Source organism: Pseudoalteromonas sp. S1609 (genome assembly GCF_005887255.1).
Taxonomy (GTDB): domain Bacteria; phylum Pseudomonadota; class Gammaproteobacteria; order Enterobacterales; family Alteromonadaceae; genus Pseudoalteromonas.
The window spans coordinates 24,235-47,761 of the sequence record NZ_PNDJ01000016.1 but is presented as its reverse complement, the minus strand read 5'-3'; the positions used below and the strand labels follow the sequence as shown (position 1 = coordinate 47,761).

Sequence of the window (23,527 nt, the reverse complement as noted above, 5' to 3'; positions counted from 1 at the left end):
TTACTCTATATCTAAGCACAAAAAAAACCAACTTTATTAATGCAAAAATGTATAATTAGGTCAAATGTATTAATCGAATGGTTAGCTTATGGCACGTGCACTTTGTGAACGCTGTAATTTTTCGCTAAGCACCTGTATTTGCAATGCAATCACCTGTGTTGATAACCAAACTCAGGTTGTTGTGTTACAGCACCCCAGCGAAGCAAAAGTGAGCAAAAATACGGCACAGTTATTGGCATTAAGTTTAATGCGATGCAAAATAATTAAAGGCGAAAATAATCAAGACTTTGCTTGCTTGCAAAAGCTGCCGCTCAGCTCAACGGTGTTACTCTACCCAAACGAGGGCGCAATTGAGTTAGATTTAGCCAATAACAATGAAAACGTACAACCGATTACGCATTTAATAGTGATCGATGGAACATGGAATAAAGCTTTTAAAATTTTGCAATTAACTCCGCTATTAAAACAGTTTAAAACAGTAAGCTTTCGCCATATTCCTACTAACCGCTATGCTATTCGTAAAGCCCCAAGAGCAGATAGCTTGTCAACGCTAGAGGCAGTAGCGCATAGTTTATCGCTTATTGAAGCACTCAATCCGGCGCCGTTGTATGATTTATTAGATGAATTAATTACCAAACAAACCCAACATATGCCCGCTCACGTAAAAGCACGTTACCTGTAATTAAAAATGAAATGACTAATGCGTAATACCCCTTCTCGATTAAAGCGCGGATTCTCTCGCCAAGGCCCTGACTATCGTTTTGACGACCAAGTTGATTTTAGCGATATTAGAACGACTTTTGGTTTTCGTTCGATGGTGGTTGGTAAGTGGGTGACTAAAGAAGAGCGCTTTATTAGTGCCAATTTAATTTATGATGCACTGGCTGATTTAGCGCAAATTTTACATTTACCACCAACAGCAATTGGCCTTCGCGGTAAACTTAATTTTGCCTTTGGCCATGGCGGACAAAAAGGTGTGCAAGCACACTATAATGCTTATGACCAAACTCTCGCACTGGCAAAAAACGCAGGCGGCGGTGCTTTAGCCCATGAGTGGTTTCATGCATTCGACCATCATATTAGTGAGCATTTGTTTAAATCAAAAACCCGCTTTGGTTTCGCCTCTAAGTTATGGCTATCAAACTCTCCTGATTTGAGCCATCCACTTAATGATGCACTTAATCAATTTTATAAGCAGGTATTTTTAGCGCGAAACGGGGAAGATGCGAATGAATTTGTACAACGCTGTATCGCGTTTGATAAGGCACACAAGCAGCAATACATGAGTATGCCAGAGGAGCTTGCAGCTCGGTGTTTTGAAGCCTGTATAAATCAGCACCAAACAATAAAAAATAGCTTTTTGGTCAGTGGATTAAGCAGTAATAATTTAATTTACCCTGAGCTTAGCCAAACGCTACAAGCCAATGAAGCACTTAACCAATATTTTCAATTATTAGGTTACGCGCTTCATCAACAAACATAGTAATCGTTTCTAAAAATCAGAATTACTATTTATCATCACTGATACGACTTGCCACCGCGCTATTTTGATCTTTATATTTTGCATCAACACGGGTGTTATACGGGTTTTCACATGGGCCGGTGAGCGTTTCAAAACTCATTGCACCAATCTTCATCATGGGTCTGAGCGCAAGTGGCAGTTTACCCGAGTTGTAAAACTCTAAGACAATATTACCACTCCAACCAGGGTCGATTCTGTGTGCGGTGACATGCACCATTAAACCTAAACGTGCCAGTGACGAACGTCCATCTAACCAGCCAACAATATCAGCAGGTAACGTTACTTTTTCATAGGTTATTGCTAATGCAAGCTCACCAGGGTGTAAAAAGAATGCTTCACCTTCATCTAATACAATTTCGTCGCTCATTATTGATTCTAACGCTTTATTGAGCTGATCTTTTGGTCCACTTAAGTCAACGTAAGCAGCATTATGGGCATGAAAAGTTCTAAACTTATTACCCAAACGAAGATCCGCAGTCACCCCTGAAATCATTTCACTGGTTGGCGCTGGCTCAATAACAATCCGCCCATCGTTTAAATATTCTTTTATATGTGTATCTGAAAGTCTCATTTTTAATCTTCCGTAATCACAACTTCAATCGCGTTGTGATGTTGTTGATAATAAAGCGTGCTGGCAATGAGCCGTGCGGCTGCACTGTAGGTTTCACTTATAGCGGCACTTGCATCATTGGCAATCAATTTACCTTGTTCAGAGGATTCTCTGATATTAATCGCAAGCGGAATGTGCGAAAGCACAGGAACACCATGCTTCATGGCTAATTTTTGTGCGCCATCTTTACCGAATACATGATTAGCCTCGCCGCAATGGCCGCAAATGTAATGGCTCATATTTTCAATTAAACCAAGCACTGGCACGTTTACTTTATTAAACATAGCGATGCCTTTTTGCGCATCTGCCAACGCCAAGTCTTGTGGCGTAGTAACAATTACAGTGCCACTGGCTGGAACTTTTTGGCTCATGGTTAATTGAATATCGCCAGTGCCTGGGGGCATATCGACGATTAAGTAATCAAGCTCACCCCAATCGGTTTCATTTAATAGCTGACTAAGTGCACCTGAGGCCATGGGGCCTCGCCATACGGTAGCATCGTCGCTAGGCACTAAAAAGCCGATAGATTGCGCTTTAATGCCGCTGGCATCAAATGGTTGTAATTGTTTGTTGTCTTTAGTAACAGGCTCACTGCCTACCAAACCGAACAACATAGGAATAGACGGGCCGTAAATGTCAGCATCTAAAATACCTACTTTAGCGCCTTCATTTTTAAGCGACCCAGCAATGTTAACAGCAGTAGTTGACTTACCCACTCCGCCTTTACCTGAGGCCACTAAGATAATATGTTTTATAGCTTTAAATTTTGCTGGTTCTTTAAGTGCAACCACCGCGCTTACATTTACTTCAGTTTTAAGTCGCTCAGCTAAAAATTTAGCGACATAGGGCATTTCAGATTGCGCGGCAAACGGAAGAATGAGTTTAACAGTAATTGATTTATCGGTGTTTTGAGTAATATCAGCAATAAAATCTTGCTCAATACCCACAGCAAAAGCGGCGCTGCGATAGGCCGCTAGAGCAGAAATAATCGGTTGTTTTTGCACCGATTTAGCAGAGAATAGTTTCGACAGTCCAAACATAGCAATAAAATAGCGTTTCTTTGATGAAAAGTGCCACGGAATTATGTAACATTCAGGGCATTAACACCAGTCAATTAGTAAATATCCATAAGCAGTGTACTCTGTTAGCACCCCGCTTATCGATAATGTAATAATTTTCATCTGTTCCTGACTAGGAACGCTTAATTCGGAATGATTATGGCACAGCGAAAGATCCTGATTACTAGCGCATTACCTTATGCCAATGGCCCTACCCATTTAGGGCATTTATTAGAGTATATTCAAACTGATATTTGGTCGCGTTTTCAAAAACTACAAGGCCACGAAGCATACTATGTGTGCGCCGATGATGCTCATGGCACACCTATTATGCTTAATGCGCAAAAGCAAGGGATCACGCCAGAGGAAATGGTTAAAAACGTTAGCATAGAACGCCAACGCGATTTTGCTGATTTTAATATCAAATTTGATAATTACCACAGCACTCACAGCCAAGAAAATAAAGAATTTAGTGAGCTTATTTATAACCGCCTTAACGATGCCGGTCATATTAAAAAGCACACTATTTCTCAGTTATTCGATCCAGAAAAAGGTATTTTTCTGCCAGACCGCTTTGTTACTGGCACCTGCCCTACCTGTAAATCAGAAGATCAAAATGGTGATAGCTGTGATGCCTGTGGCGCAACTTATAGCCCAACAGAGCTAATCAACCCACGCTCTGTCATGTCGGGTGCTGAGCCTATTTTAAAAGATTCTGAGCATTACTTTTTTGACTTACCAGCCTTTGAAGGCATGCTTAAAGAATGGCTACACTCAGGCACAATCCAGCAAGAAATGGCGAACAAGCTAGATGAGTGGTTTGCCGATGGTTTGCAGCAGTGGGACATAAGCCGTGATGCACCTTATTTTGGTTTTGAAATTCCAAACGCACCAGGTAAATATTTTTACGTATGGCTAGATGCGCCTATTGGTTATATGGCGAGCTTTAAGAACTTATGTGACAAACAAGGCATCGACTTTGATGCTTTTTGGCAAGAAGGGTCTGACGCTGAGCTTTATCATTTTATTGGTAAAGACATTATCTATTTCCACAGCCTGTTTTGGCCTGCGATGTTAGAGGGCGCTCAATTTAGAAAGCCTACTAACGTATTTGCTCATGGATTTGTTACGGTGAATGGCGCGAAAATGTCTAAATCAAAAGGCACGTTTATTAAAGCGCGTACTTATTTAGATAACCTAGATCCTGAATTTTTACGTTATTACTACGCAGCTAAACTTAATAGTGGTATTACCGATTTAGACTTAAACCTAGAAGATTTTGCACAGCGTGTAAATTCAGACTTAGTGGGTAAAGTAGTTAATATTGCGAGCCGTTGTGCTGGCTTTATTACTAAAAAGTTTGACGGTAAGTTAAGCGACACAATTATGGAACCACAGCTGCTTGCTGAGTTTCAAAATGCCTCAGCCACTATTACTGAACATTACGAAAATCGTGAATACAGCCGCGCAATCCGTGAAATTATGGCGCTTGCTGATAAAGCAAATCAATTTATTGATAATGCTGCGCCTTGGGTGCTTATTAAAGACGAGTCTAAGCAAGAAGAAGCGCATCAGGTATGTTCGTTAGGACTTAACCTATTTCGCGTGCTGATCACTTACTTGAAGCCTGTACTACCTGGTATGGCAACAAATGTTGAAGCCTTTTTAAATGATGAGCTTACATGGCAAGGTGTGCAAACTGCACTAATAAGCCACCCTATCAATAAATTTAAGCCGTTAATGCAACGTGTTGAAATGGACAAAGTGAATAAAATGGTTGAAGAATCAAAAGAAAGCTTAATCGCTGAAAAAGACAAAATCGATCCTAATAGCCCACTGGCAAAAGAGCCTATCGCAGCTGAGATTGAATTTGATGACTTTGCAAAAGTAGATTTACGCGTTGCTAAAATTGCTAAAGCAGAGCACGTAGAAGGCGCAGACAAACTGCTTAAGTTAACTCTTGATTTAGGCGGCGAAACGCGCCAAGTATTTGCAGGCATTAAATCAGCTTACGCACCAGAAGACATCGAAGGAAAGCTAACTGTGATGGTTGCTAACCTTAAACCACGTAAAATGCGCTTTGGAATGTCTGAAGGTATGGTACTTGCTGCAGGCCCGGGCGGTAAAGAAATATACATTCTTAACCCAGACGATGGTTCAGAGCCTGGTATGCGAGTAATGTAAGCACTGTGCTTGTTTAAAAAGCCGCTAAATATTTAGCGGCTTTTTTATTGTTGACGTTATTTAGCTAAAGCGACTACTTTTGCTAAATGAATCACTAAGCATTGGGAGCTAATATAGATAAACCAATTTATATAGCGCACCTGAGGATAAAAACCTTGTCCTTGGTTACCATAAATCCAAAAAGCACCAATAATGGCATCAGCCAATGCAGCTAGTAAAAGCCCTAAGCTCACCCATATAATTGGTTTAGGGGCATAAAAACCACCATAAGTAATAACCAACACAAGACCCATAAGCCCCACGGCAGTTACCACCACACTATAAAAACCTGTCATAGCTAAAATTGGTATACCAGCTCCATCAAGATACATAGAGGCGAGTGACGTAGCACTTACAACCAGTACCGCAACTATGAAACAGGTGCTTTTTAGTCGCGATATAGCTTGCTGCCTTTTATAGGCCAACATACAGGCTAAAAATAAAAGGCTATAGCCAGGTGCAAACAATAAAATTGAATCAATTAAATAGTCATGCTTTATTAACGTTGCATAGCGATGATAGTGCTGGGATAAGTTAAAGTTAATTACATCCCCTACTATGCACAGCATTAAAGCTACGCTACATAGAAGCGCTATAAAGTGTAACTGCTTATCTTTAAACTGGTGAAATACCCAGCTCGTAATTGCCACACTATTAAACATCAGCAAACACAGCGAGCTCACTGTTAATAGCAATAAAATTTCTTTATTGTTAGGTGATATTAGCCCTATCAACAGCACAACTAAGGCGCATAACCAAGCAATAAAGGAAATAACCTGATGAGGGTGTTTTATAGATAAGGAATTGATTGCACTATCCGAAATTTAAGATTCATAAATTTAATTTAGCAAATTATTATCGCTTAGGGTTTATTTTTTTAAGATCAGCTTGCACTTCTTTTTGTGTTTTTAGCCGACATTGTGCCAACTGCTCAAGTCGAATAGCCTTAATTGCCGCCAAGGGATCATCAGCACTAAGCCCACCAGCATCATAGATGTTTTGTTGATTTATTACTTTATTATCATCTTGTCTAGTATGCATATTATTCTCACTTGGGACTGTTTATCGATTTTAGGCGCGGTACATCAAAAAATAAAAAAGTGCTGAAACACTGTACGATTTAGTTGAAAAACACCAGTTCATCTGTATATTAGATATCACTAATATACAGAGGTGTATTATGCGCATTATTTTACTTTTTTCCAGTTTATTTATTTCATCCGCTGCTTTTGCTAACAATACCGACGAGGCACGACAAACCATCAAGGCATTTTCAACTGATTTAAAACAGGTACTGGTTAGTACTATGAAGCAAAGCGGCCCACTAGCGGCAATAAGTGTATGCAATATAGCAGCACCCGCTATTGCTTCACAACACAGCAATAGTAAGTGGCAAGTTAGCCGCAGTGCGTTAAAAACTCGTAACTCAGATAATCAACCCGATGCATGGCTCAAAAATGTTTTATTAAACTTTGAACAACGTAAGCTCAATGGCGAGCCTATAGCAAGCATAGAATATCAAGAGCAAAGACCGGATGGCTGGTATTTTGTAAAAGCGATCCCTACTCAAAAAGCGTGTTTGGCATGTCATGGCAGTCACATTGCCCCCGCAGTTTCTAAAAAAATAGCGACTTTATACCCTAATGATCAGGCAACTGATTTTAAACTGGGTGACATTCGTGGCGCCTTTATCGTTAAAAAGCCGATTAAAAAGCACCAACAGTAATTACGTCATTAAGCACTCGCTGCGTTTCGTTTTTTGTGGGCAACATATAAAGTATACGGCAACATTACGAGCTGATTTAATATGATAGCTGATATTAGCGCAAACAATAACGCACTGGTGGTTAAAGGAATACCTAACTTAAAGTTATCAAGTGTATTTTGTAATCTGTCGAAACGCTCAGGGGAGAATATATACAGCAATTTTTGCACTAAATTACCTTGCTCGAATAGCTTCATACCTTGATTTAAGTCAGCAAATAGCATCAAGGTTTGCTGTTTTTGTTCTGCATCTGCTCTAACACTCGGTTCAGTATTTGCTAAATGACGGTTTATCATTGCTTGTGTACTAGAAAATTTATATTGCTTTGCTGTGTTTGCATAGCCATCAACTTGCCACTTTGTCGCATGATACAAGCCCGCTAAATGTTGTTGGTAATGATCACTCAACTGCGGTAGTTGCAATGAAATAATAAAAGCACAAGCAAATATTAATTTATCAAGTATGTTAACGATCATCATCATCCTTTGTGCTACTTTGATTTAAACGTTTAGATGGTGTTTAAGGCCAGTTGACCTTTTGAGGTTAAATTTGCAAGGACCTAGGTATGTCACAATATAATAATTAAGTAGTATTGTAGATAGGTGGTACCATCACCCTTTGCTCAATCGCTTTGCAAGCACTAGTATTCTCTACATAAGCTCAAAAACCATAATACTTAACGTGATAAAGTTTATATAGGTATGGCTTCAATAGCAAAGCGCTTGAAGTGTTATAGGTATGCTCTTTACTTTAATGTTGCCAAAATAGCAACAGCTTTATAGGTAAACCGGAGCTTATAACTGAAAAAACTCACTATAACCAGCATAAAGTATTAATTACCTCTCCTAAATCCCCCCTTTAATTCTAGTGATTTTTACACTATATTAAAAGATAATTAAGTGTCTGTTAATATTGAGAAAGAGTTTGTGGAAACGAATAACAATAACACCACTGTTGAAGATAATCCAACCGAAGACCAAAAGAAGTTTTTCCTCGATTTACTTCCTGGAAAGATGATCGATATACAATTTAACAACCCTATTCAAGTTCGCTTTAAGCTTACTTTAATTGGCTATGACACCGGTAAATATTTAATATTAAAATACCCTGCTCAAGCAGGTAAGAACGATTACAGCGATATTTTAGTTGAAGGCAATGGCGCTATTGTCCGTTATATCATTGAAGATGAACGCGGTGAATGTGTGGCTTTTTCAACCAGCATATTAGCAATTTCATTTCGCCCAGAACGATTAATTTATTTAGCTTACCCTAAAAAAATTGAAAGCCGTCAGCTGCGAGAAACAAGCAGGCTACCAACTCATATCCCAGCTAAAATAAGTTTACACAAAGGTGATGTAGACGCCGATAGTAAGAGCTTATTGCATGGGTTAATCATTGATATTTCACCCAGTGGCTGCCGCTTTGCGATACATGTGAGCTCTGGATTTGTTGCGCTAAAAAAACGCCAAGTATTTGTGCATATTTTGTCACCAATAGACAATAAGTCTGTCATAGTCACGTCCTATATCAGAAATAATCAAATGAAGGGTAATCGCCTAAGTGTTGGTATCGAGTTTGATGCATCAGAGCAAACGAAGCTAAATGAGCTACTCGAAGCGTATTCAATTGATATAGATTAGAAAAACCACAAACGAATTAAGGCTAACATATGCTTGGTTAGCCTCTATACCCACTGTTTTATTACTCTAAAGGTTTTAAGAACCGCTCTGTCCTAGGTAAGTAATAGTTATCGTAATCAAGCGATACAATCACACGCTCGGCTTTACCTAGTAATTCATCACGTGGGATAAGCCCTATTACTCTAGAATCTGCACTATTATCACGGTTATCACCCATGGCTAAATAGTAGTGTTCAGGAATTGTTATTTCGTCGAAGCCCGATAAACGTGATGGTATATTAGCTACGCGGATTGAATGCTTATAACCATTTAAGTTTTCTATTTTATCTGAAGAAGTCGTATTACTTTGCAAATTTGTGTAATTAAGCTTTTTACCGTTGATTATGAGTTCATTATTTTCAAGTACAATAGTATCTCCAGGTACACCTATTACTCGCTTGATCAAGCGGTTATCCGCTACTTTCGAGTCAAATACAATAATATCGCCAGTTTGTGGGTCCGCCATTCTCAAAAGGGATACATGCGTGAATGGTATACGTAAATCATACGCCATTTTATCGGTAAGGATTCGGTCGCCTTCTTCAATAGTCGGTTTCATTGAACCTGTTGGTATTTCGTACCAATCGGCGACGGCACTACGAAATACACTCATTAAAATAATGAATACAATTAAAGAGCGATTATTTTTCCAAAATTTATAAAGTCGCTTCATGTTTTTTCTCTGCTATGGGTTAAGTATTTATTTGACTGTATAAACGCAGAGCCGTTCAAAGGAGTGTGTAACAAAACATGTTTAATGATAGAGACATGTATAAAACATGTCTCTAAAGATGGTTTACTGCTGATTTAACTTGTCTTTCGCTTCTTGTACTTTTGCAAAATCAAGCCCTAATTCATCAGTAGCTTCTTTAATCAAATGCGGTTGAGTCATCACTACAGCCATTAATTGCTGAAGTTTTTCTGGTGGTATACCCAGCTCTTGCACTAATGCCATAGCCATCATTGGGTTTTGGGTAAATGCTTCAAACAACGCGGCTACTTTTTCATCACTGACGTTGTGCTCTTTTAATATTGCAATAATTGGATTCATTATTTGCCTTAATATTTTATAGTGTTCACTAAATTATATGGGCGCACAGCCTAATTAACAATATTAATCCCACTCTGCTTGCTTATATCATTCAACCAGTAGCACAACTTTACCTGAGTTTTCATTACCCTCTAAAATGGCATGAGCCTCACTAGCTTGTTGCCATGGCATAGTTTTATAAATATTAAAGTCATAGTTCTCGTTGGCAATATCATCGTAAAAACGCGCGACAAATGCATCTCTCAGATCGCGTTTAAACTCAATACTGCGATTACGAAGTGTTGATGCATGAAACGAAATCCGCTTTTGTAATAAACGTGCAAAGTCTACCTCTGCAAAGCGCCCGTCTAAAAATGCCAGCATAATAACCTGACAATCCATTGCGGCCACCATGGCATTTTTATTTAAATAGCTACCAGACACAGGGTCAACAATTGCGTTTGCAGTGAGCTTATGTGATTTCATATACTCAGCAAAATCAGTGGTTTTATAATTAATTACGTGGTCAGCACCCAACCTTTTAGCATGTTCACATTTTTCATCCGAACCTGCGGTAATCACTACTTGTGCACCAGCACTTTTTGCCATTTGAATAGCAGCCCCACCAACACCACTGGCACCGGCATGAATAAGCGCCGTTTGCCCTGATTGTAACTTGCCTAATTCAAATAGCGCACCAAAGGCAGTTAAATATACTTCGCTTATAGCAGCACCTTGCGCCATAGAGATATGATCAGGCAATATCATTAACTGCTGCGCATCCACTGCGACGAATTCACTGTAAGCGCCACCAGCACATAATGTAAAAATACGCTTACCGACCCATTTAGGGTCTACCTCACTGCCAAGCTCACACACGGTGCCTGCACACTCAAGTCCTAAAATAGGGCTATCTCCTTCAGGAGCAGGATACTTACCTTGACGCTGCATACAATCAGCGCGGTTAACCCCAATCGCTGCCACTTTTACTAGCACTTCATTGTTATTAACCTTTGGTTTATCGGTTTTCGAAAACGCTAACTGCTGCTCATGATGTGAAATGTACTGCATAAGTCTCCTTGTATTGGGTTTATTTGATTTTTCGCCACACTTCGACTTCAACTAGCTGGCCATTTTCTGTAAGAGAATGATGCCACAAATTCCCTTCAACTTTATAATCAAAAGCCATGGTTTTACCCATCAATGATGCAATATTGCCATACTTAAAGGTTTCAATAAATTGCCCATCGGTTAATTGGTACTGGCCACCACCAGCATAACTAAATTGGCCATTTTTTTCTGTGATATAGCTAAAGTGTGTTGCTGTTACTAATTTGATTGAAGTTATCTCTGGGGCTTTAGCGCTGACAAACCCATCTTCTACCGCGTATTTTCCTTGAACAAACTCCCACGTACCTAATAGGGGATTGGCAAATACAGAGTATGGCAATAAAACTAAGCAAGCGAGTATAGTAAATTTCATCATAATCCTTATCGTGTTAACTGTGCCTGAAGAAACCAACTCAGCGTTAATTTACTGACATAGTATTAAAACGCCAACTTTGCTTATAAGGATATACATCCGGAAGCTGGCCTTGCTCAATTCCTTGCTGGGTCATTTGCCAGTACTTTGCTGTAAATAAGTCACTATGGTAATGATTAAAGTGGTTAAACGCGCTGTTACTGGCACTAAAAAAAACTTTAAATTGACTGGGAAATATATCATTTTGATCTATATCAAAATAGCTGTGTGAGCTTAATTCTTCTAACGCGTTTTGTGTATTTGGCACGTCTCTAAAATTGCAATCGGTAAGAGGGCAAATTTCATCATAATCATAAAATACTACTCGCCCCCAACGCGTTACGCCGAAGTTTTTCATCAGCATGTCACCAGCAAAGATATTAGCACTGGCAAGCTCTTTAATCGCTTTACCATAATCAATCATCACCTGCTGCAGTGATTTACTATTACACTGATTAATATACAAATTAAGCGGTGTCATTTTTCGTTCAACGTAAACATGTTTTAGTATTAAGGCTTTGCCGGAAATGACTAAGCTATCGCCAATGTGTTTTTTCATTTGTATTAGCAGTTCTTCACTAAAACGACTTAAGTCAAATGCAAGGTATCTAAATTCATGAGTATCGACTAAGCGCCCTACTCTGTCGGCTTGTTTTACAAAGTTATATTTATCTTTTACTTGTTGTTTTGTTGCTGTTTTTGGGGCACTAAACTTATCTTTTATCACCTTGTAAACATAATCTAGGCCATCAATAGTAAAAACCAGCATCACCATACCTGGAGTCCCTGGCGCTAGATGATACGTGTATTCCTCGGGACTACTTTTAGTCGTATCTACTTTATAACGATAAAACTCGGTTTTGGCATGTTTGATGAAACCAATCGCATTGAATAATTCAAAACGTTGTTTGTGAGGCATTAACACACTGAGGTAGTCAACATAACGGGCAGGTTGGTCGGTATCTACCATAAAATAGGTACGTGCGAAGCCAAATAATAAGCTTAGTTGATCAGCCCCCATCATTACAGCATCAATTGTAAGCCCGTCAGAGGTATTTAAAATTGCAATTGCAAAAGGCATGTTATCGCCATTTTTGGCAATACATCGCCCTATGACATAACAGGCCTTATTGCGATAAAAATGCGAGTTAGCATATTCAATATAACCATCATTTAAGTTTATTAATTCGTATACTTGTCGACATTGCTGCTGAGCACCTTGCGTTAACGTTGCTTGTAACTTAGTTAAATCACTACTTAAATCTTTAAAGGGGACTCTAAACACTTGCTCATTTAATAAGGCTTTAATTGCCTGATCAAACCCTTCTTTTAAGGAGATACGACTTACAAGCCCTTCATAAGAGCGCGGCTGCCCTCGGTATTTTGCTTTTAATACAAATAAGTGAACTGTGCGAATTTTTTTATCATCCCAAATAGCGCCAAAAGTAGAATTAAAAAATGTATGCGCAATGGGCTGGTTTTCATGCTCTTTTACCATCTCACCATAAATATTTTTAGCCCGCTGCCATGTTTGAGGGCAGTTCAATTCATCATAAGCAATCACTCTAACGGCTTCACTTACTTGCTTTACTAAGCGTTCATACACTTGTAAGCGCTCTCGCATTGCTGCTTGCACTTCATGATACTGGCGTTGTTCAAAGCGACTTTGTGCCCCTAAGGTGATATTTAAAAATTGTGCAAACATAGCCTCAAAGCCTGCAAATATCGCTCGGGCTAACTTAGTGGCGACCACGGTTTGTACCGGATTATGTTGAGAGGTTAATGACGTGCTTGGCATGATTTAGGCGCTTCTATTTTTAGCAATTATGCTGATTATTTTTTATTAGAGGTTTACACCTTAGCAAGCACACTTTAATTTAGGTAATTAATACAGCAAATAAATAAAATTGATCATATGAATATAAGAAATGTCGACCTCAATTTACTCGTCTATTTAAATGTATTAATAGATGAAAAAAGCGTATCAAAAGCAGCTAATAAGCTTGCTTTAACTCAACCAGCGATGAGTAATGCGTTAAAACGTCTAAGAGATTTATTTGATGATCCTTTGCTGGTACGAGCTGCGGGCTCTATGACTCCAACAGCCAAAGCACTGTCGCTCAAACCTGAAATTGAAGCGCTGCTTAAAATGGCAGAGGAGATCACTCAACCAAGCGAGCAATTTAACCCAGCAACTGCGCAAGTTACATTTCGTATTATGGCAAACGATTATTTAGAATCGACTCTAATTGCCCCCTTTATTTGCGAGCAACTAGCTAAAAACTCGGGCATTGACTTTGATGTGCTCAGTCCCAGTGATGTAAATTTACAAGATATGGAAAAAGGCACTATCGATTTGGCAATAAATCGCTTTAATGGTCTGCCGCGCTCTTTTCATCAAGCGACTGTATGGCGAGATAATTATTGTTGTTTAACCCATCCAAATAATGCTTTTTTAACGGATGCTCACTTAAATCAATATCTACAAAGCGAGCATATATGGGTTAACCGCGCAGGCTGGGGGCCAGAACCCGCAGTAACCAATAAGTCAGGAAAACAAAAATTAGGCTGGGTAGATGAAGCTTTGTGGCAATTAGAACAAACCCGTAAAATACGCGTATTCACTCGCCATTACATGATTGCCAGCTTACTGTGTCAATCTGAGCAACTCATAGCAACGCTACCCCGTCGTCAAGCAAAACTATTAACCAGTCACACTAATTTAGTGATTAGCCCAGTACCATTTCAAGTTGTCCCTATAGAAGTAAAAATGATTTGGAGCCCGTTATTACACCACACACCAGCGCATCAATGGCTTAGACGTGAGTTATTGGCGTTCGCAAATACAGTGGTTGATAGGTAACATATAAAAATATTGATTAAATCAATATCAATTATTGAAAACAACAATTTCATTAATATTACACTTAGCGCTACAGTGAAGTTAAGCCAACAAACTAAGAGTAATAATTATGCAAACATCAGTAAGCTTCACACAACAAGACGGGTTATTCATTGATGCAAATTTACATCAATTCATTGAACAACAATTATGCCCAAATACGCCGCTTGAGACGGGTCACGTTTACCAGTCACTTGCCACATTAGTTGATGAATTCGGCTGTAAGTGTCGTAAAAATAAACATCAAGAAAACGATATTCTCGACGTAAACACTTTATTAAGTGCCTATCAACGTAAAAGCCATCCTCATTGCCATGTTGATGCACAAACAACCGAAGCTGTATTAGATGAATACTGCTGTCAAGTACCAGCCATTATTGTAGTTGCGTTAATGGATACGCTCAGTGGCACTGTATGTGACGAGCCAAGTGCACATGAGCTTTATCACAGAGCAGCAGAGCTAACAGAGCGTCCATGTGTTCATCGTCAAGCAACCGCTAACGCTTCAGCAGCTTAACATGCAGTCGTTTAAAAGTGCTCGATAACCTTACTAGCAAATTGTTCGCAGCTTAAGGTTGTCGAGTTATGATTTGAATGAGCCAAATCAAAAGTTACCTGGCCACTGGCAAATGTAGTTTCTAAGGCGTTTTCGATTAAACGTGCCGCTTCATCCCATCCCATAAATTTTAGCATTAGCACCGCGCTTAATAAGCTACTACTTGGGTTTGCCTTATCTTGACCAGCTATTCGCTCGAACGTGCCATGGGTCGGCTCAAAAAAAGCCACCTCTGTATTTAAATTGGCGGCAGGCATAATCCCTACCCCCCCAACCTGTGCACTGAGCATATCGGCTAAAAAGTCACCATTTTGATTTGTAGTAGCCACCACATCAAATTGCGCAGGATCCATCAAGCATTGCTGCAACATATTATCGGCAATCACTTCTTTAATAATCAAGGGGGGTAAATTGGTTCGTTGTATTTCAAGCCAACGCCCATTTTCATGTTCTTTGGCATTATATTCTTGTTTTGCAAGCGCAAAGCCCCAGCGTTTAAACGCCCCATCGGTAAATTTAAGAACATTACCTTTGTGCACTAACGTAAGTGACTCTCTCTCATTTTTAAGGGAATAATTAATGGCAAAGCGTATTAATCGCTCTGACCCTTCTTTAGATATATTTTTAATCCCTATACCACACTCTTGAGCGAAACGAAGACGGGTGACACCCATTTCTTCACACAAAAAATCGAGCACTTTTTCACTTTCAACACTCCCCGCCTGCCATTCAATTCCTGAATATACGTCTTCACTGCTATCGCGCAACACAGTAATATTAGTGGTAAAAGGGTTTTTTAATGGCGTGGGTAAAGCACTAAAGCCTTTTATAGTGCGCATATTAACAAATAAATCCATTTCATGGCGAAGCGCAACATTAAGAGAGCGAAACCCGCCGCCTAAAGGTGTGGTTAGCGGCCCTTTTATAGCAATTTTGCATTCACGTACCGCATTAATGGTTTCTTGAGGGAACCAGTCACCATCATAAAGCTTGGCCGCTTGTTCACCATTATACACCTGCATCCAATGTATCTTACGTTCCTTGCCATAACAATGCTCTATGGCAGCATCCACTACTTGACGCATTACTGGCATCACATCTAAGCCAACACCATCACCGTCAATATAGGCAATAATAGGTTGCTTGGGTATATGCCACTGTCCTTGGTCATCAATGTGAATATTTTCGCCATTGTCTGGCACCTTAATATGTTGATACTGCATACGTCCTCCTACTAGAGAATATATTTAAGCATGCATAACTCTACTTGTCTTCATAACAAAGCGTATAGCGGTTATTCAACGATAAAATATAAAGTTTAAGGTGTTTTTTGAACGTTTAAAATAACGTCAATCGCATTGAGTAGAGCCTCAACTTGTTGTATGTCGAAAGCGTCAGGTGAAGACTTTAAGTTTGTTTCAAAATCAACAGCCTGTTTATACAACGCTTTGCATTCAAACATTCCAGCCGTTCCTTTGATCATATGTACGCTGCGTGCAAAACCCGTTATATCACCCTGCTCAAATTGAGAGACTAACGTATCTTTTTGTTTATTTAACCCTTTAATATATTCTTGCTTGAGTAGTGAAAACTCCTCATCGGGTAGCTTAATGTTCTCGCATATATCAATATCAAGGTAACTTGCAATTTTACTACTAAAACAACTTCTATCTATAGGCTTGGCAATATGATCAATAAAACCTTGTTTTAAATAGCGATCAATTTCATGCTTCATCGTGTTAGCAGTGAGTGCCACAATGGGTGTTGTTACCCCTGTTGCTTGCATAATATTAATTGCTTGCTCACCATCCATAATTGGCATTTGAATATCTAATAAAATTAAATCGAAGCTTTCATCCATCGTAGCTTGCGCTGCATCTCGACCATTTTCAACAGCGACAACGGTTAACCCCATCCGCTCTAAAATTCGCTTAATAAGCTGACGATTTTCTGGATGGTCTTCAGCCACAAGTACTCTACCCACTAAATTTCGCTGACTATTATTTAAAAATAGCTCTTTGGTTTGTGGTTTACGTATATCGTCAAATGCGTTAACCCATTGCGTATGTTCGGTTGTATTTAACTCCATAGTAAAGCAAAACTCGCTACCCCTACCTACCACAGAAAATACAGTAATATCGCCATTTAGTTTATTTGCTAAGCTTTTTGATATATTTAAGCCAAGCCCAGTACCACCGTATTTACGAGAAATGGACGAGTCAGCTTGGTGAAAGGGAGTAAACAAGTCTTTTTGCTCACTTTCAGTCATTCCAATACCGGTGTCTTCAACTTTAATTATTAGTTGCTTTTGATTGCAACCCACTGTGAGCTTTATGTAGCCTTGGGTAGTAAATTTAAGTGCATTGGTTGCTAAATTTAATAATATTTGTCTAAGCCGAGTTGGATCTGAGACTATCCAATCTGGTAATGGGAATTGATAATCAACTTGAAACTTTAAGCCCTTATCGCGGATTTGCTTTCCTAGTAATGATTCAATTTCAGCAATAGTGGCAAACAAATCCGTTTCAACTAATTCTATCTCTAAGCGGTTAGCCTCAATTTTCGACATATCCAAAATATCGTTAATTAGCCCAAGTACATGACGACTGTTTTGCAAAATCACCCTGATCCCATGATTTCTTTCATGAGGCTGTATATCACCTAAAATTATCCCATCAGCATAACCAATAATGGATGTCATTGGGGTGCGGATCTCATGGCTCATGTTAGCTAAAAATCGACTTTTAGCTTCACTTGCATCACGAAGCTCCTCCGCCAATTGTTGTAACTCTTGGGTACGCAGTTCGACCTTGTGTTCCAAATTTTTAGTCAGTTCAACATTCTGGTGATGCAAAATACTGAATTTATTTGCGACAGCAAAAGCAAGTAATACTGCATCGAGCGCTGTGCCAATAAGTCCAAGTAAATAGAGATCCATTTTTATTGGCTCAATAAGTCCTAGATTAGTTAAATTGCCAACCATATTAGGAATGGCCATAGCCAAATAGGCGAGAACAAAATAGCGAGCTGGTTTAAAGCCACTGATCCAGCTTCGTATACCAACAACCATACCTAGAGATAAAGTTGCCCCTGTTACTAAAGTGGCCCAAATAAAGCCAAAACCAGGCCAAACCATTGCAAAAGGTGCGCCTGCGGTGGCAACAATGCCTAAGTAGATTGATAATCGAGATAACTTAGGAGACGTGTCTTTTAATTTAAGTAAGCTGTTAAAAAATAAAATATTTGTGATGGGAATTAAAGTAAAGCCTAACCAATGAAAATGGGCATTGTAAAAACCAAAAATTTGATCCGGTATATGAAAAAACTGACTCCAAGCCAACACCCAGCATGCTGTGAACATGGCGTAGTACAAATGGGTTTTATCTCTATCACCCAAGTAAATAAGAAAATTGTATAAACCTAACGCAATACCAACCCCAAAGCACAGCAACATAATCATGTTGTCTGAGGTTTTTCTTACAAAAAAATCGTCATAAGATGAAAGCACTAATTTTGGTGGAGTATAAAAATATTCACTTTGAAATTTTGCAATTAATACGTAAGAACGATTAGGCGTCAGCTTAACTTTATTCCCATAGTGAAATGCAAACTCATTTGGGTAACCCCCCCCAGTGACATACTGCTTTATTGGTTCATCAAAGTTCGATATATCATAAATCCGGGTTTCGATTTTTGAAAGTAACGTGTTATACGGATAGAGCACCAGTTCATCTAAATCTGTTTTATTTTCAAGTGCTATGACAAACCAAAAACTACCACCAAAAAACGATGTTCTTGATTGTGGTTGTTTATCTTCAAGCCACATTTCTATTTCACTGTGGTTACGGGGAAAAGTATCACTCGTTACCTGAAATACATGACCCTGACCGAGCAAATCAGTATCTTGTTGTTTTAAAGTATAAACAATAGGAGCGAGTGTATCTGCCGGCGCTAAATTGCTAAAGCACAAAAATACACAATATAAAAATAGCTTTAGAACTGCCTTCATTGGCATACTTCGCACCTTAATTTAAAGACTAAAATTAAAACTGATAACTAACATCTAAACCAAAACGTCTGCCTTCACCTTTAAAGTCTTCAAGCATGCCAAGGAAAGAGCTTAAATCAAATTTTAAGTGACTATATTGCGTACCAAAGAGGTTTTTCCCCCAAATAGCAATCGCCCAGTTATCATGTTGATAATGTATGTTTGCATTAAAAATACTATAGCCATCTTGCATCGCATAAGGGTTTTGATTCTGATCAAAATAGTAGTCGGATTGATAATCAACTAATAATTGCGTTGTTAGTGGGTGATTAGCCAGCACGTGCGTGTATTCAATGCCTGCACTGAGGTTCCATTTTGAGGTAAACGGCAAGCGATTATCAGTTAATGCGTTACCTAAAGGATCAACATATTCTTCAAACTCTGCATGGGGTATATAACCCATAGCAAACTTAACATTCAAATCACCGGTCAGCCAATACTCAAAATCAGCCTCTAGGCCATATATAGTCGAGTCAGCCACATTTTCTAATAATTGAATAGGCGGGCTCTGATCAGATACTGAAGGCTGATTCATAAACACCTGTTGGTCATTATAATCATAATAAAATGCAGCCCAATTAAATCGCATGCCCAACTGTGGCCACCAAGACTTTGAGCCAATTTCATGTGAGTTCAATCGTTCTTTTTGATAATCAGCAAGCTGTGCTTGTTCAACCGATGATAAAAACCCCCCGTTATAGCCTCCGCTTTTTGCGCCATTAGCAAATCGATAATAGGCATAGGTCGCATCATCCAGCTTAACGTTCACAGCCAACTGACCAGAAATGCCATTATCTGATTGCTCTCCCTGAACACGATAAAATGGCACCTTAACTCCGGTTAAATCGTTAGGGTCTAAAATAATATTAAGCTGGGATGATGAGTCGTAATCTAAAGACTCATAAGAATAACGAAGCCCAGCGGTAATTAGCCAATCTTGGTTTAATTGATAGTCAAGTTGGGTAAACGCTGCAATGCTCTTTGTTTTTATCCTATTATCATAGAAAAAAGTAGCGGTTAAATCTGTCTCTAAAATGCCTCGATAATCTCGCAAAATATCATTTACATTGTCTTGAATAATAGACTCATCAGCATAATAAATTCCCGTTGTAAGAAAATGCTCTGCGAGCTGAGATTGCAACCGAAACTCTTGCGTTACTAAATCAGTATTTAAACCTAAATTGCCTTCACATAACCGTGCTGGAGAGCCATCACAATTAAAGGCATGATCACGCTTTAACTTGTTATAGCTAGTTAGTGAAATAAGCTCATTGTGTGTATCCAATTGCCAATTAACATGGGCACTAATCCCCTTACCATCGGTTTTATGTGGCGAATTATTATTAACGCTTACAGTATAAAAATCATCACTGCCATCATTAAATCCAAAGTTATCAAAACAGGTGGTTGAACCTGCTTGTGCCGGCGAGCACCGCTCTCCAGTCAGCGGATTAGCAATAACCCCAATACTGCCAACAGGCTGAACTATGCCATCCCAATCGGAAATATGCCCTTTTATCAAAAACTGCACAGTGTCAAAGTCAGCTAAAAAAGATACTCGACCATTTGTTTGCCGCATGCCCGCTGTTGGTGAATCAGCAAAAATATTGTTTGTAGAATAATCATAATTTTGATGGTTTAGCGCAACACGAACGGCTGTGTTTACCCCAATAGCTGAATTAAACATAGCATCTACACTGGTCGCGTTGTTATTGGCAATACCAGCACTTAAATAACCACTTTGTTCAAACTCAGGGCGTTTAGAGCGGATCAAAATAGCCCCGCCAGTAGAGTTACGACCAAATAAAGTTCCTTGAGGGCCACGCAAAATGTCAATCTGCTCAATATCAAATAAGTTAACAATTTGGTTACTGGCAGAGCCCACGGCTATATCATCCACATACATCGCCACCGGCGATGTATTAGCGGTGTTATAATCAACTAGCCCTACGCCACGAATATTAACCGCTGGTGGTGTGCCTTCCGCTGCGTTTTGACTAATTTTTAAATTTGGGGCAAATACAGATAACTCTGTTGAGTCTTTAACCTGTTGCGCTTTGAGATCGTCCCCTTTTATTGTGCTTACAGAAATGCCGACTTCTTCAATTTTTTGCGCTCTTTTTTGCGCATAAACCTCAATGATTTCCATATTAGGCTGATCATCACTTTTACCCTCTACCACTACTTTCGCCTGCAGTGGCAGTAAAAAGCCTGGTAAGCATACCAACCATATATTTTTATTCAGAAGCTTGCCTTTATTTTTCATTTCACGTGACCTTTGCGCTAAATAAATGTAAACAACATGTTTAACTATATACTAATCAACCGATTAAAGCTGTGCTGGAAGAGTATTTTAATTTTTGATAACTGCAAATGCATTTTCGCCACTAATGTGTTGTGGGTAACCCACCATTGCTCTGGCTGTTTGCATACCCGCCATAACAGCCGCTTCAACACAACCGGCATTAACACCCGTTTTAATCCAGTCTCCGGTAATAAAAAGGTTTGTAAATTTTGTTTCATCTGTCGCCAGTCGATACTTACTTGAACCAGCAACTGACAAAACATAACGCTCACTTGGGTCAACGTTTACTCGCCAGTATTGAGCATTTAATCGTTCATCCCCTGATGACGATATTTCATATAATACAGACCAATCAAACTCATTATTTTGATATGCAAGCGGCCATAAAGACTGCATGTTTTTTTCTAGTATTGCTTCTAGGTTTACCTTTACTTGCGATTTAACCTGTAGAGGAAATTGATGTTCACTTTTTGATGGATAGTGCTCACAAGGAAAAACACTGCAAAAATAAGCAATGTTTTTAGGAGGACAATCAGTAGGCCATTGCTCTTTGTCGACTAAATTCATCATTGCCGCCCACGTATCAAATGGTTCGCTAAAGCCACTTAGAATTGGGCCTTCTTTACTCTTTGGAATATATTGCCAGCCTAATTGCTCGTCTGTTTTATTAAGCCATAGTTGGGCAGCTTGGGTTGCCACCGTTTTGACTTGCTTTGCTTGTGCTGCAAATTTAGTATCCCACGCTAATAATGAAGGGCATACGTGCTCAAGTGACGCCACAGATACACCCAACACAATTCTGTCAAAATCTTCTTTGTAGTTTAATTTTTTTATTGGCAGTGGCTGCCCAAAATGGTTTTCGTATTGAGACGGCCAGTCTGACCAAAAAGATTCTAAGTTAATATCATGCTTCTTTAATAGTGCGGCTTGTTCACTATTAATTTGCGCATAAAGTGGTTCACTTGGCCAACAAGGTAGTTTTTTAACATTAACCAGTGGTTTATACTCTGCGTCTGAGAGCAAAGAAACTTGTTGCTGAAGCTCAATGCTCTCGACAAAACTCTCTCCTTGCTCACTTAGGCTGGGAGTCAGGTTTTGCAATTGATGAAAATACTCAAACTTAACCCCTCTTTTTTTAAGTAATTCGTACAAGGGAGCAAAGATGACATCGCCCATCCCCGCTTGCATTTTCCACATGACCCCTCCGCGGTAACACAGCGCGATGCGTAACATAGCCAGTGATGCGACACCAGCCTCAACATTGGGCTTACTTAGGTCACCCGCAGGGTACGCAAACACCAAATCATAAAACCCTCGTATGGGCGCCGAATTAGCACTGTATTGCTCGTTTGCCCCATTTCTTATAAGCCATTGCCTAAAATCAAATTTATTTATAACCTCAAACCCATCTCGATATACTTTGTCTTTTACCAAACCAACTAGCATTGCAATAGCAAGGTCTGCGCAAATATATAATCGTCTAAGCTGCGCATTATTGTCTAACAACTCAATCATTTCGCTATTAAGCCAGCGCTTTAGTTTTCTAACTATATACCAAATAACAAGGCCATCTTTTTTCTCATGTACTTGGGGGTTTAATGTATTGTCGGCGTGGGCAAACTTATTTAACGTATTAATTAATAAGCTTGGAGTAGAAGCAACTTCACTCGAATATTGTTTTATATCATCAGCAAATTGTTGCCAAGCATCTTCGGTATCATCAACCAAATCTGTTATTTGTTGGTGCAAATGCCGTAATAAAGATTGATCTCGTGATTTTTTTGTACTTAGTTGTATATTTTTGTTGGCTTTTTTTGCTGCTGACTGTAAATCAAATATCCACTTTTTTAGCCAAGCTAGGGTCATTTTAATAAAATCCCATGGCGTTATATCTAAACTTCCATCAGCAGGATTCCCTGCAAGTAATGGGAAATCAATTGGCCATGTTTGCCATTGGTCATCAATATATTCTTCTAAGGCTATAAAGCTATGCGGTTTTAATGCTTGCTGCCATGTAGATAAAGGTGAATCGGCTGGCCGTTGTAATTTAGTGTAAACCGTTTCTATTGTTTTAAAGCTATTTACATAAGCACCAAACCAAACATGTAAGCCATGCTCTTCAATACGCTGCCCGCTAGCCGCATTACGACCACTTGCTCCTTTACCACCCAAACGCCAGCCTTGTTGGTATACTGTGATAGTTCGATGCTGTTGCCAGTCACTTTGCTCAGTCAAATACAATGCAGCAGTCATTGCTGATACACCGCCACCAATTATCACGATTTTTTCTTGGTTCATGGTAAATCC

General features: G+C 39.2%; 21 protein-coding genes. 7 read left to right on the top strand and 14 right to left on the bottom strand.

All coding sequences use genetic code 11. The annotated features are described in order from the left end of the window. Positions 1–88 precede the first annotated feature (88 nt). Entirely contained in the window at positions 89–682 is a 594-nt protein-coding gene (locus CWB76_RS05415; RefSeq protein ID WP_138606026.1) for a tRNA-uridine aminocarboxypropyltransferase, read from the top strand. 18 nt (positions 683–700) lie between these two features. Continuing rightward, positions 701–1,483: a CLCA_X family protein gene (locus tag CWB76_RS05410; RefSeq protein WP_138606024.1), complete on the top strand. Its 783-nt coding sequence runs from the start codon at positions 701–703 to the stop codon at positions 1,481–1,483. 25 nt (positions 1,484–1,508) lie between these two features. On the opposite strand, the gene dcd is transcribed toward CWB76_RS05410, so the two are convergent. Continuing rightward, positions 1,509–2,093 (bottom strand): dCTP deaminase, encoded by a 585-nt coding sequence (gene dcd / locus CWB76_RS05405; protein WP_138606022.1) that lies wholly within the window; start codon positions 2,091–2,093, stop codon positions 1,509–1,511. 2 nt (positions 2,094–2,095) lie between these two features. Then, the gene (gene apbC, locus CWB76_RS05400) at positions 2,096–3,172 is read right to left on the bottom strand and encodes an iron-sulfur cluster carrier protein ApbC (RefSeq protein WP_138606020.1); all 1,077 of its coding nucleotides are present in this window, start codon (positions 3,170–3,172) and stop codon (positions 2,096–2,098) included. A 177-nt stretch (positions 3,173–3,349) separates the two neighbouring features. On the opposite strand from apbC, the gene metG reads away from it, so the two are divergent. Then, on the top strand, positions 3,350–5,374 hold the full coding sequence (gene metG / locus CWB76_RS05395) for a methionine--tRNA ligase (protein WP_041708923.1): 2,025 nt from the start codon (positions 3,350–3,352) through the stop codon (positions 5,372–5,374). 56 nt (positions 5,375–5,430) lie between these two features. Here metG and CWB76_RS05390 read toward each other — a convergent pair whose 3' ends face one another. Next, positions 5,431–6,108 carry a hypothetical protein gene (locus CWB76_RS05390; protein ID WP_249363158.1) on the bottom strand — a complete coding sequence of 226 codons (678 nt, stop codon included), beginning with the start codon at positions 6,106–6,108 and terminating at the stop codon, positions 5,431–5,433. A gap of 160 nt (positions 6,109–6,268) precedes the next feature. Further along, on the bottom strand, positions 6,269–6,454 hold the full coding sequence (locus tag CWB76_RS05385; RefSeq protein ID WP_138606016.1) for a hypothetical protein: 186 nt from the start codon (positions 6,452–6,454) through the stop codon (positions 6,269–6,271). Positions 6,455–6,593: 139 nt separating this feature from the next. Here CWB76_RS05385 and CWB76_RS05380 point away from each other — a divergent pair, with 139 nt between their 5' ends. Next, complete coding sequence (locus CWB76_RS05380) at positions 6,594–7,139, top strand: Tll0287-like domain-containing protein (RefSeq protein ID WP_138606015.1); 546 nt, start codon at positions 6,594–6,596, stop codon at positions 7,137–7,139. An 8-nt stretch (positions 7,140–7,147) separates the two neighbouring features. Here the strand turns inward: CWB76_RS05380 and CWB76_RS05375 are convergent, their stop codons facing one another. After that, complete coding sequence (locus tag CWB76_RS05375; protein WP_138606013.1) at positions 7,148–7,654, bottom strand: DUF2937 family protein; 507 nt, start codon at positions 7,652–7,654, stop codon at positions 7,148–7,150. Positions 7,655–8,077: 423 nt separating this feature from the next. Between CWB76_RS05375 and CWB76_RS05370 the strand changes: the two genes are divergently transcribed. Beyond that, positions 8,078–8,818, top strand: a complete 741-nt coding sequence (locus CWB76_RS05370) for a flagellar brake domain-containing protein (RefSeq protein ID WP_232735506.1) — start codon at positions 8,078–8,080, stop codon at positions 8,816–8,818. Positions 8,819–8,879: 61 nt separating this feature from the next. On the opposite strand, the gene lepB is transcribed toward CWB76_RS05370, so the two are convergent. The 5 genes from lepB to aceK all read right to left on the bottom strand — a co-directional run bounded on the left by lepB (position 8,880) and on the right by aceK (position 13,207). Then, complete coding sequence (gene lepB / locus CWB76_RS05365) at positions 8,880–9,530, bottom strand: signal peptidase I (protein ID WP_138606011.1); 651 nt, start codon at positions 9,528–9,530, stop codon at positions 8,880–8,882. A gap of 123 nt (positions 9,531–9,653) precedes the next feature. Continuing rightward, positions 9,654–9,908, bottom strand: coding sequence for a DUF2999 family protein (locus CWB76_RS05360; protein WP_008113615.1), 255 nt, complete (start codon positions 9,906–9,908; stop codon positions 9,654–9,656). Between the two features lie 87 nt (positions 9,909–9,995). Then, entirely contained in the window at positions 9,996–10,958 is a 963-nt protein-coding gene (locus tag CWB76_RS05355; RefSeq protein ID WP_138606009.1) for a zinc-binding dehydrogenase, read from the bottom strand. 19 nt (positions 10,959–10,977) lie between these two features. After that, positions 10,978–11,370: a hypothetical protein gene (locus CWB76_RS05350; RefSeq protein WP_171039593.1), complete on the bottom strand. Its 393-nt coding sequence runs from the start codon at positions 11,368–11,370 to the stop codon at positions 10,978–10,980. Positions 11,371–11,416: 46 nt separating this feature from the next. Further along, a complete protein-coding gene (gene aceK / locus CWB76_RS05345; RefSeq protein ID WP_138606007.1) occupies positions 11,417–13,207 on the bottom strand; it encodes a bifunctional isocitrate dehydrogenase kinase/phosphatase in 1,791 nt (596 codons plus the stop codon). Between the two features lie 117 nt (positions 13,208–13,324). Between aceK and CWB76_RS05340 the strand changes: the two genes are divergently transcribed. Together CWB76_RS05340 and CWB76_RS05335 are read left to right on the top strand one after the other, a co-directional pair. Further along, positions 13,325–14,272: a LysR family transcriptional regulator gene (locus CWB76_RS05340; RefSeq protein WP_138606005.1), complete on the top strand. Its 948-nt coding sequence runs from the start codon at positions 13,325–13,327 to the stop codon at positions 14,270–14,272. A 109-nt stretch (positions 14,273–14,381) separates the two neighbouring features. Next, positions 14,382–14,828, top strand: coding sequence for a hypothetical protein (locus tag CWB76_RS05335; protein WP_138606003.1), 447 nt, complete (start codon positions 14,382–14,384; stop codon positions 14,826–14,828). Positions 14,829–14,839: 11 nt separating this feature from the next. Here the strand turns inward: CWB76_RS05335 and icd are convergent, their stop codons facing one another. From icd to CWB76_RS05315, 4 genes are all read right to left on the bottom strand, one after another. Further along, complete coding sequence (gene icd, locus CWB76_RS05330; protein ID WP_138606001.1) at positions 14,840–16,090, bottom strand: NADP-dependent isocitrate dehydrogenase; 1,251 nt, start codon at positions 16,088–16,090, stop codon at positions 14,840–14,842. 95 nt (positions 16,091–16,185) lie between these two features. After that, positions 16,186–18,882: a 7TM diverse intracellular signaling domain-containing protein gene (locus CWB76_RS05325; protein ID WP_138605999.1), complete on the bottom strand. Its 2,697-nt coding sequence runs from the start codon at positions 18,880–18,882 to the stop codon at positions 16,186–16,188. A 28-nt stretch (positions 18,883–18,910) separates the two neighbouring features. Beyond that, complete coding sequence (locus CWB76_RS05320; RefSeq protein WP_138605997.1) at positions 18,911–21,181, bottom strand: TonB-dependent receptor; 2,271 nt, start codon at positions 21,179–21,181, stop codon at positions 18,911–18,913. 87 nt (positions 21,182–21,268) lie between these two features. Further along, positions 21,269–23,518, bottom strand: coding sequence for an NAD(P)-binding protein (locus CWB76_RS05315; RefSeq protein ID WP_138605995.1), 2,250 nt, complete (start codon positions 23,516–23,518; stop codon positions 21,269–21,271). Between the last annotated feature and the right edge of the window lie 9 nt (positions 23,519–23,527).

What these genes read in the sequence shown, in the direction of transcription:
- CWB76_RS05415 (WP_138606026.1), top strand. Translation starts at nt 89, where the DNA reads ATGGCACGTGCACTTTGTGAACGCTGTAATTTTTCGCTAAGCACCTGT.
- CWB76_RS05410 (WP_138606024.1), top strand. Translation starts at nt 701, where the DNA reads ATGCGTAATACCCCTTCTCGATTAAAGCGCGGATTCTCTCGCCAAGGC.
- dcd (WP_138606022.1), bottom strand. Translation starts at nt 2,093, where the DNA reads ATGAGACTTTCAGATACACATATAAAAGAATATTTAAACGATGGGCGG.
- apbC (WP_138606020.1), bottom strand. Translation starts at nt 3,172, where the DNA reads ATGTTTGGACTGTCGAAACTATTCTCTGCTAAATCGGTGCAAAAACAA.
- metG (WP_041708923.1), top strand. Translation starts at nt 3,350, where the DNA reads ATGGCACAGCGAAAGATCCTGATTACTAGCGCATTACCTTATGCCAAT.
- CWB76_RS05385 (WP_138606016.1), bottom strand. Translation starts at nt 6,454, where the DNA reads ATGCATACTAGACAAGATGATAATAAAGTAATAAATCAACAAAACATC.
- CWB76_RS05380 (WP_138606015.1), top strand. Translation starts at nt 6,594, where the DNA reads ATGCGCATTATTTTACTTTTTTCCAGTTTATTTATTTCATCCGCTGCT.
- CWB76_RS05375 (WP_138606013.1), bottom strand. Translation starts at nt 7,654, where the DNA reads ATGATCGTTAACATACTTGATAAATTAATATTTGCTTGTGCTTTTATT.
- lepB (WP_138606011.1), bottom strand. Translation starts at nt 9,530, where the DNA reads ATGAAGCGACTTTATAAATTTTGGAAAAATAATCGCTCTTTAATTGTA.
- CWB76_RS05360 (WP_008113615.1), bottom strand. Translation starts at nt 9,908, where the DNA reads ATGAATCCAATTATTGCAATATTAAAAGAGCACAACGTCAGTGATGAA.
- CWB76_RS05355 (WP_138606009.1), bottom strand. Translation starts at nt 10,958, where the DNA reads ATGCAGTACATTTCACATCATGAGCAGCAGTTAGCGTTTTCGAAAACC.
- CWB76_RS05350 (WP_171039593.1), bottom strand. Translation starts at nt 11,370, where the DNA reads ATGAAATTTACTATACTCGCTTGCTTAGTTTTATTGCCATACTCTGTA.
- aceK (WP_138606007.1), bottom strand. Translation starts at nt 13,207, where the DNA reads ATGCCAAGCACGTCATTAACCTCTCAACATAATCCGGTACAAACCGTG.
- CWB76_RS05340 (WP_138606005.1), top strand. Translation starts at nt 13,325, where the DNA reads ATGAATATAAGAAATGTCGACCTCAATTTACTCGTCTATTTAAATGTA.
- CWB76_RS05335 (WP_138606003.1), top strand. Translation starts at nt 14,382, where the DNA reads ATGCAAACATCAGTAAGCTTCACACAACAAGACGGGTTATTCATTGAT.
- icd (WP_138606001.1), bottom strand. Translation starts at nt 16,090, where the DNA reads ATGCAGTATCAACATATTAAGGTGCCAGACAATGGCGAAAATATTCAC.
- CWB76_RS05325 (WP_138605999.1), bottom strand. Translation starts at nt 18,882, where the DNA reads ATGCCAATGAAGGCAGTTCTAAAGCTATTTTTATATTGTGTATTTTTG.
- CWB76_RS05320 (WP_138605997.1), bottom strand. Translation starts at nt 21,181, where the DNA reads ATGAAAAATAAAGGCAAGCTTCTGAATAAAAATATATGGTTGGTATGC.
- CWB76_RS05315 (WP_138605995.1), bottom strand. Translation starts at nt 23,518, where the DNA reads ATGAACCAAGAAAAAATCGTGATAATTGGTGGCGGTGTATCAGCAATG.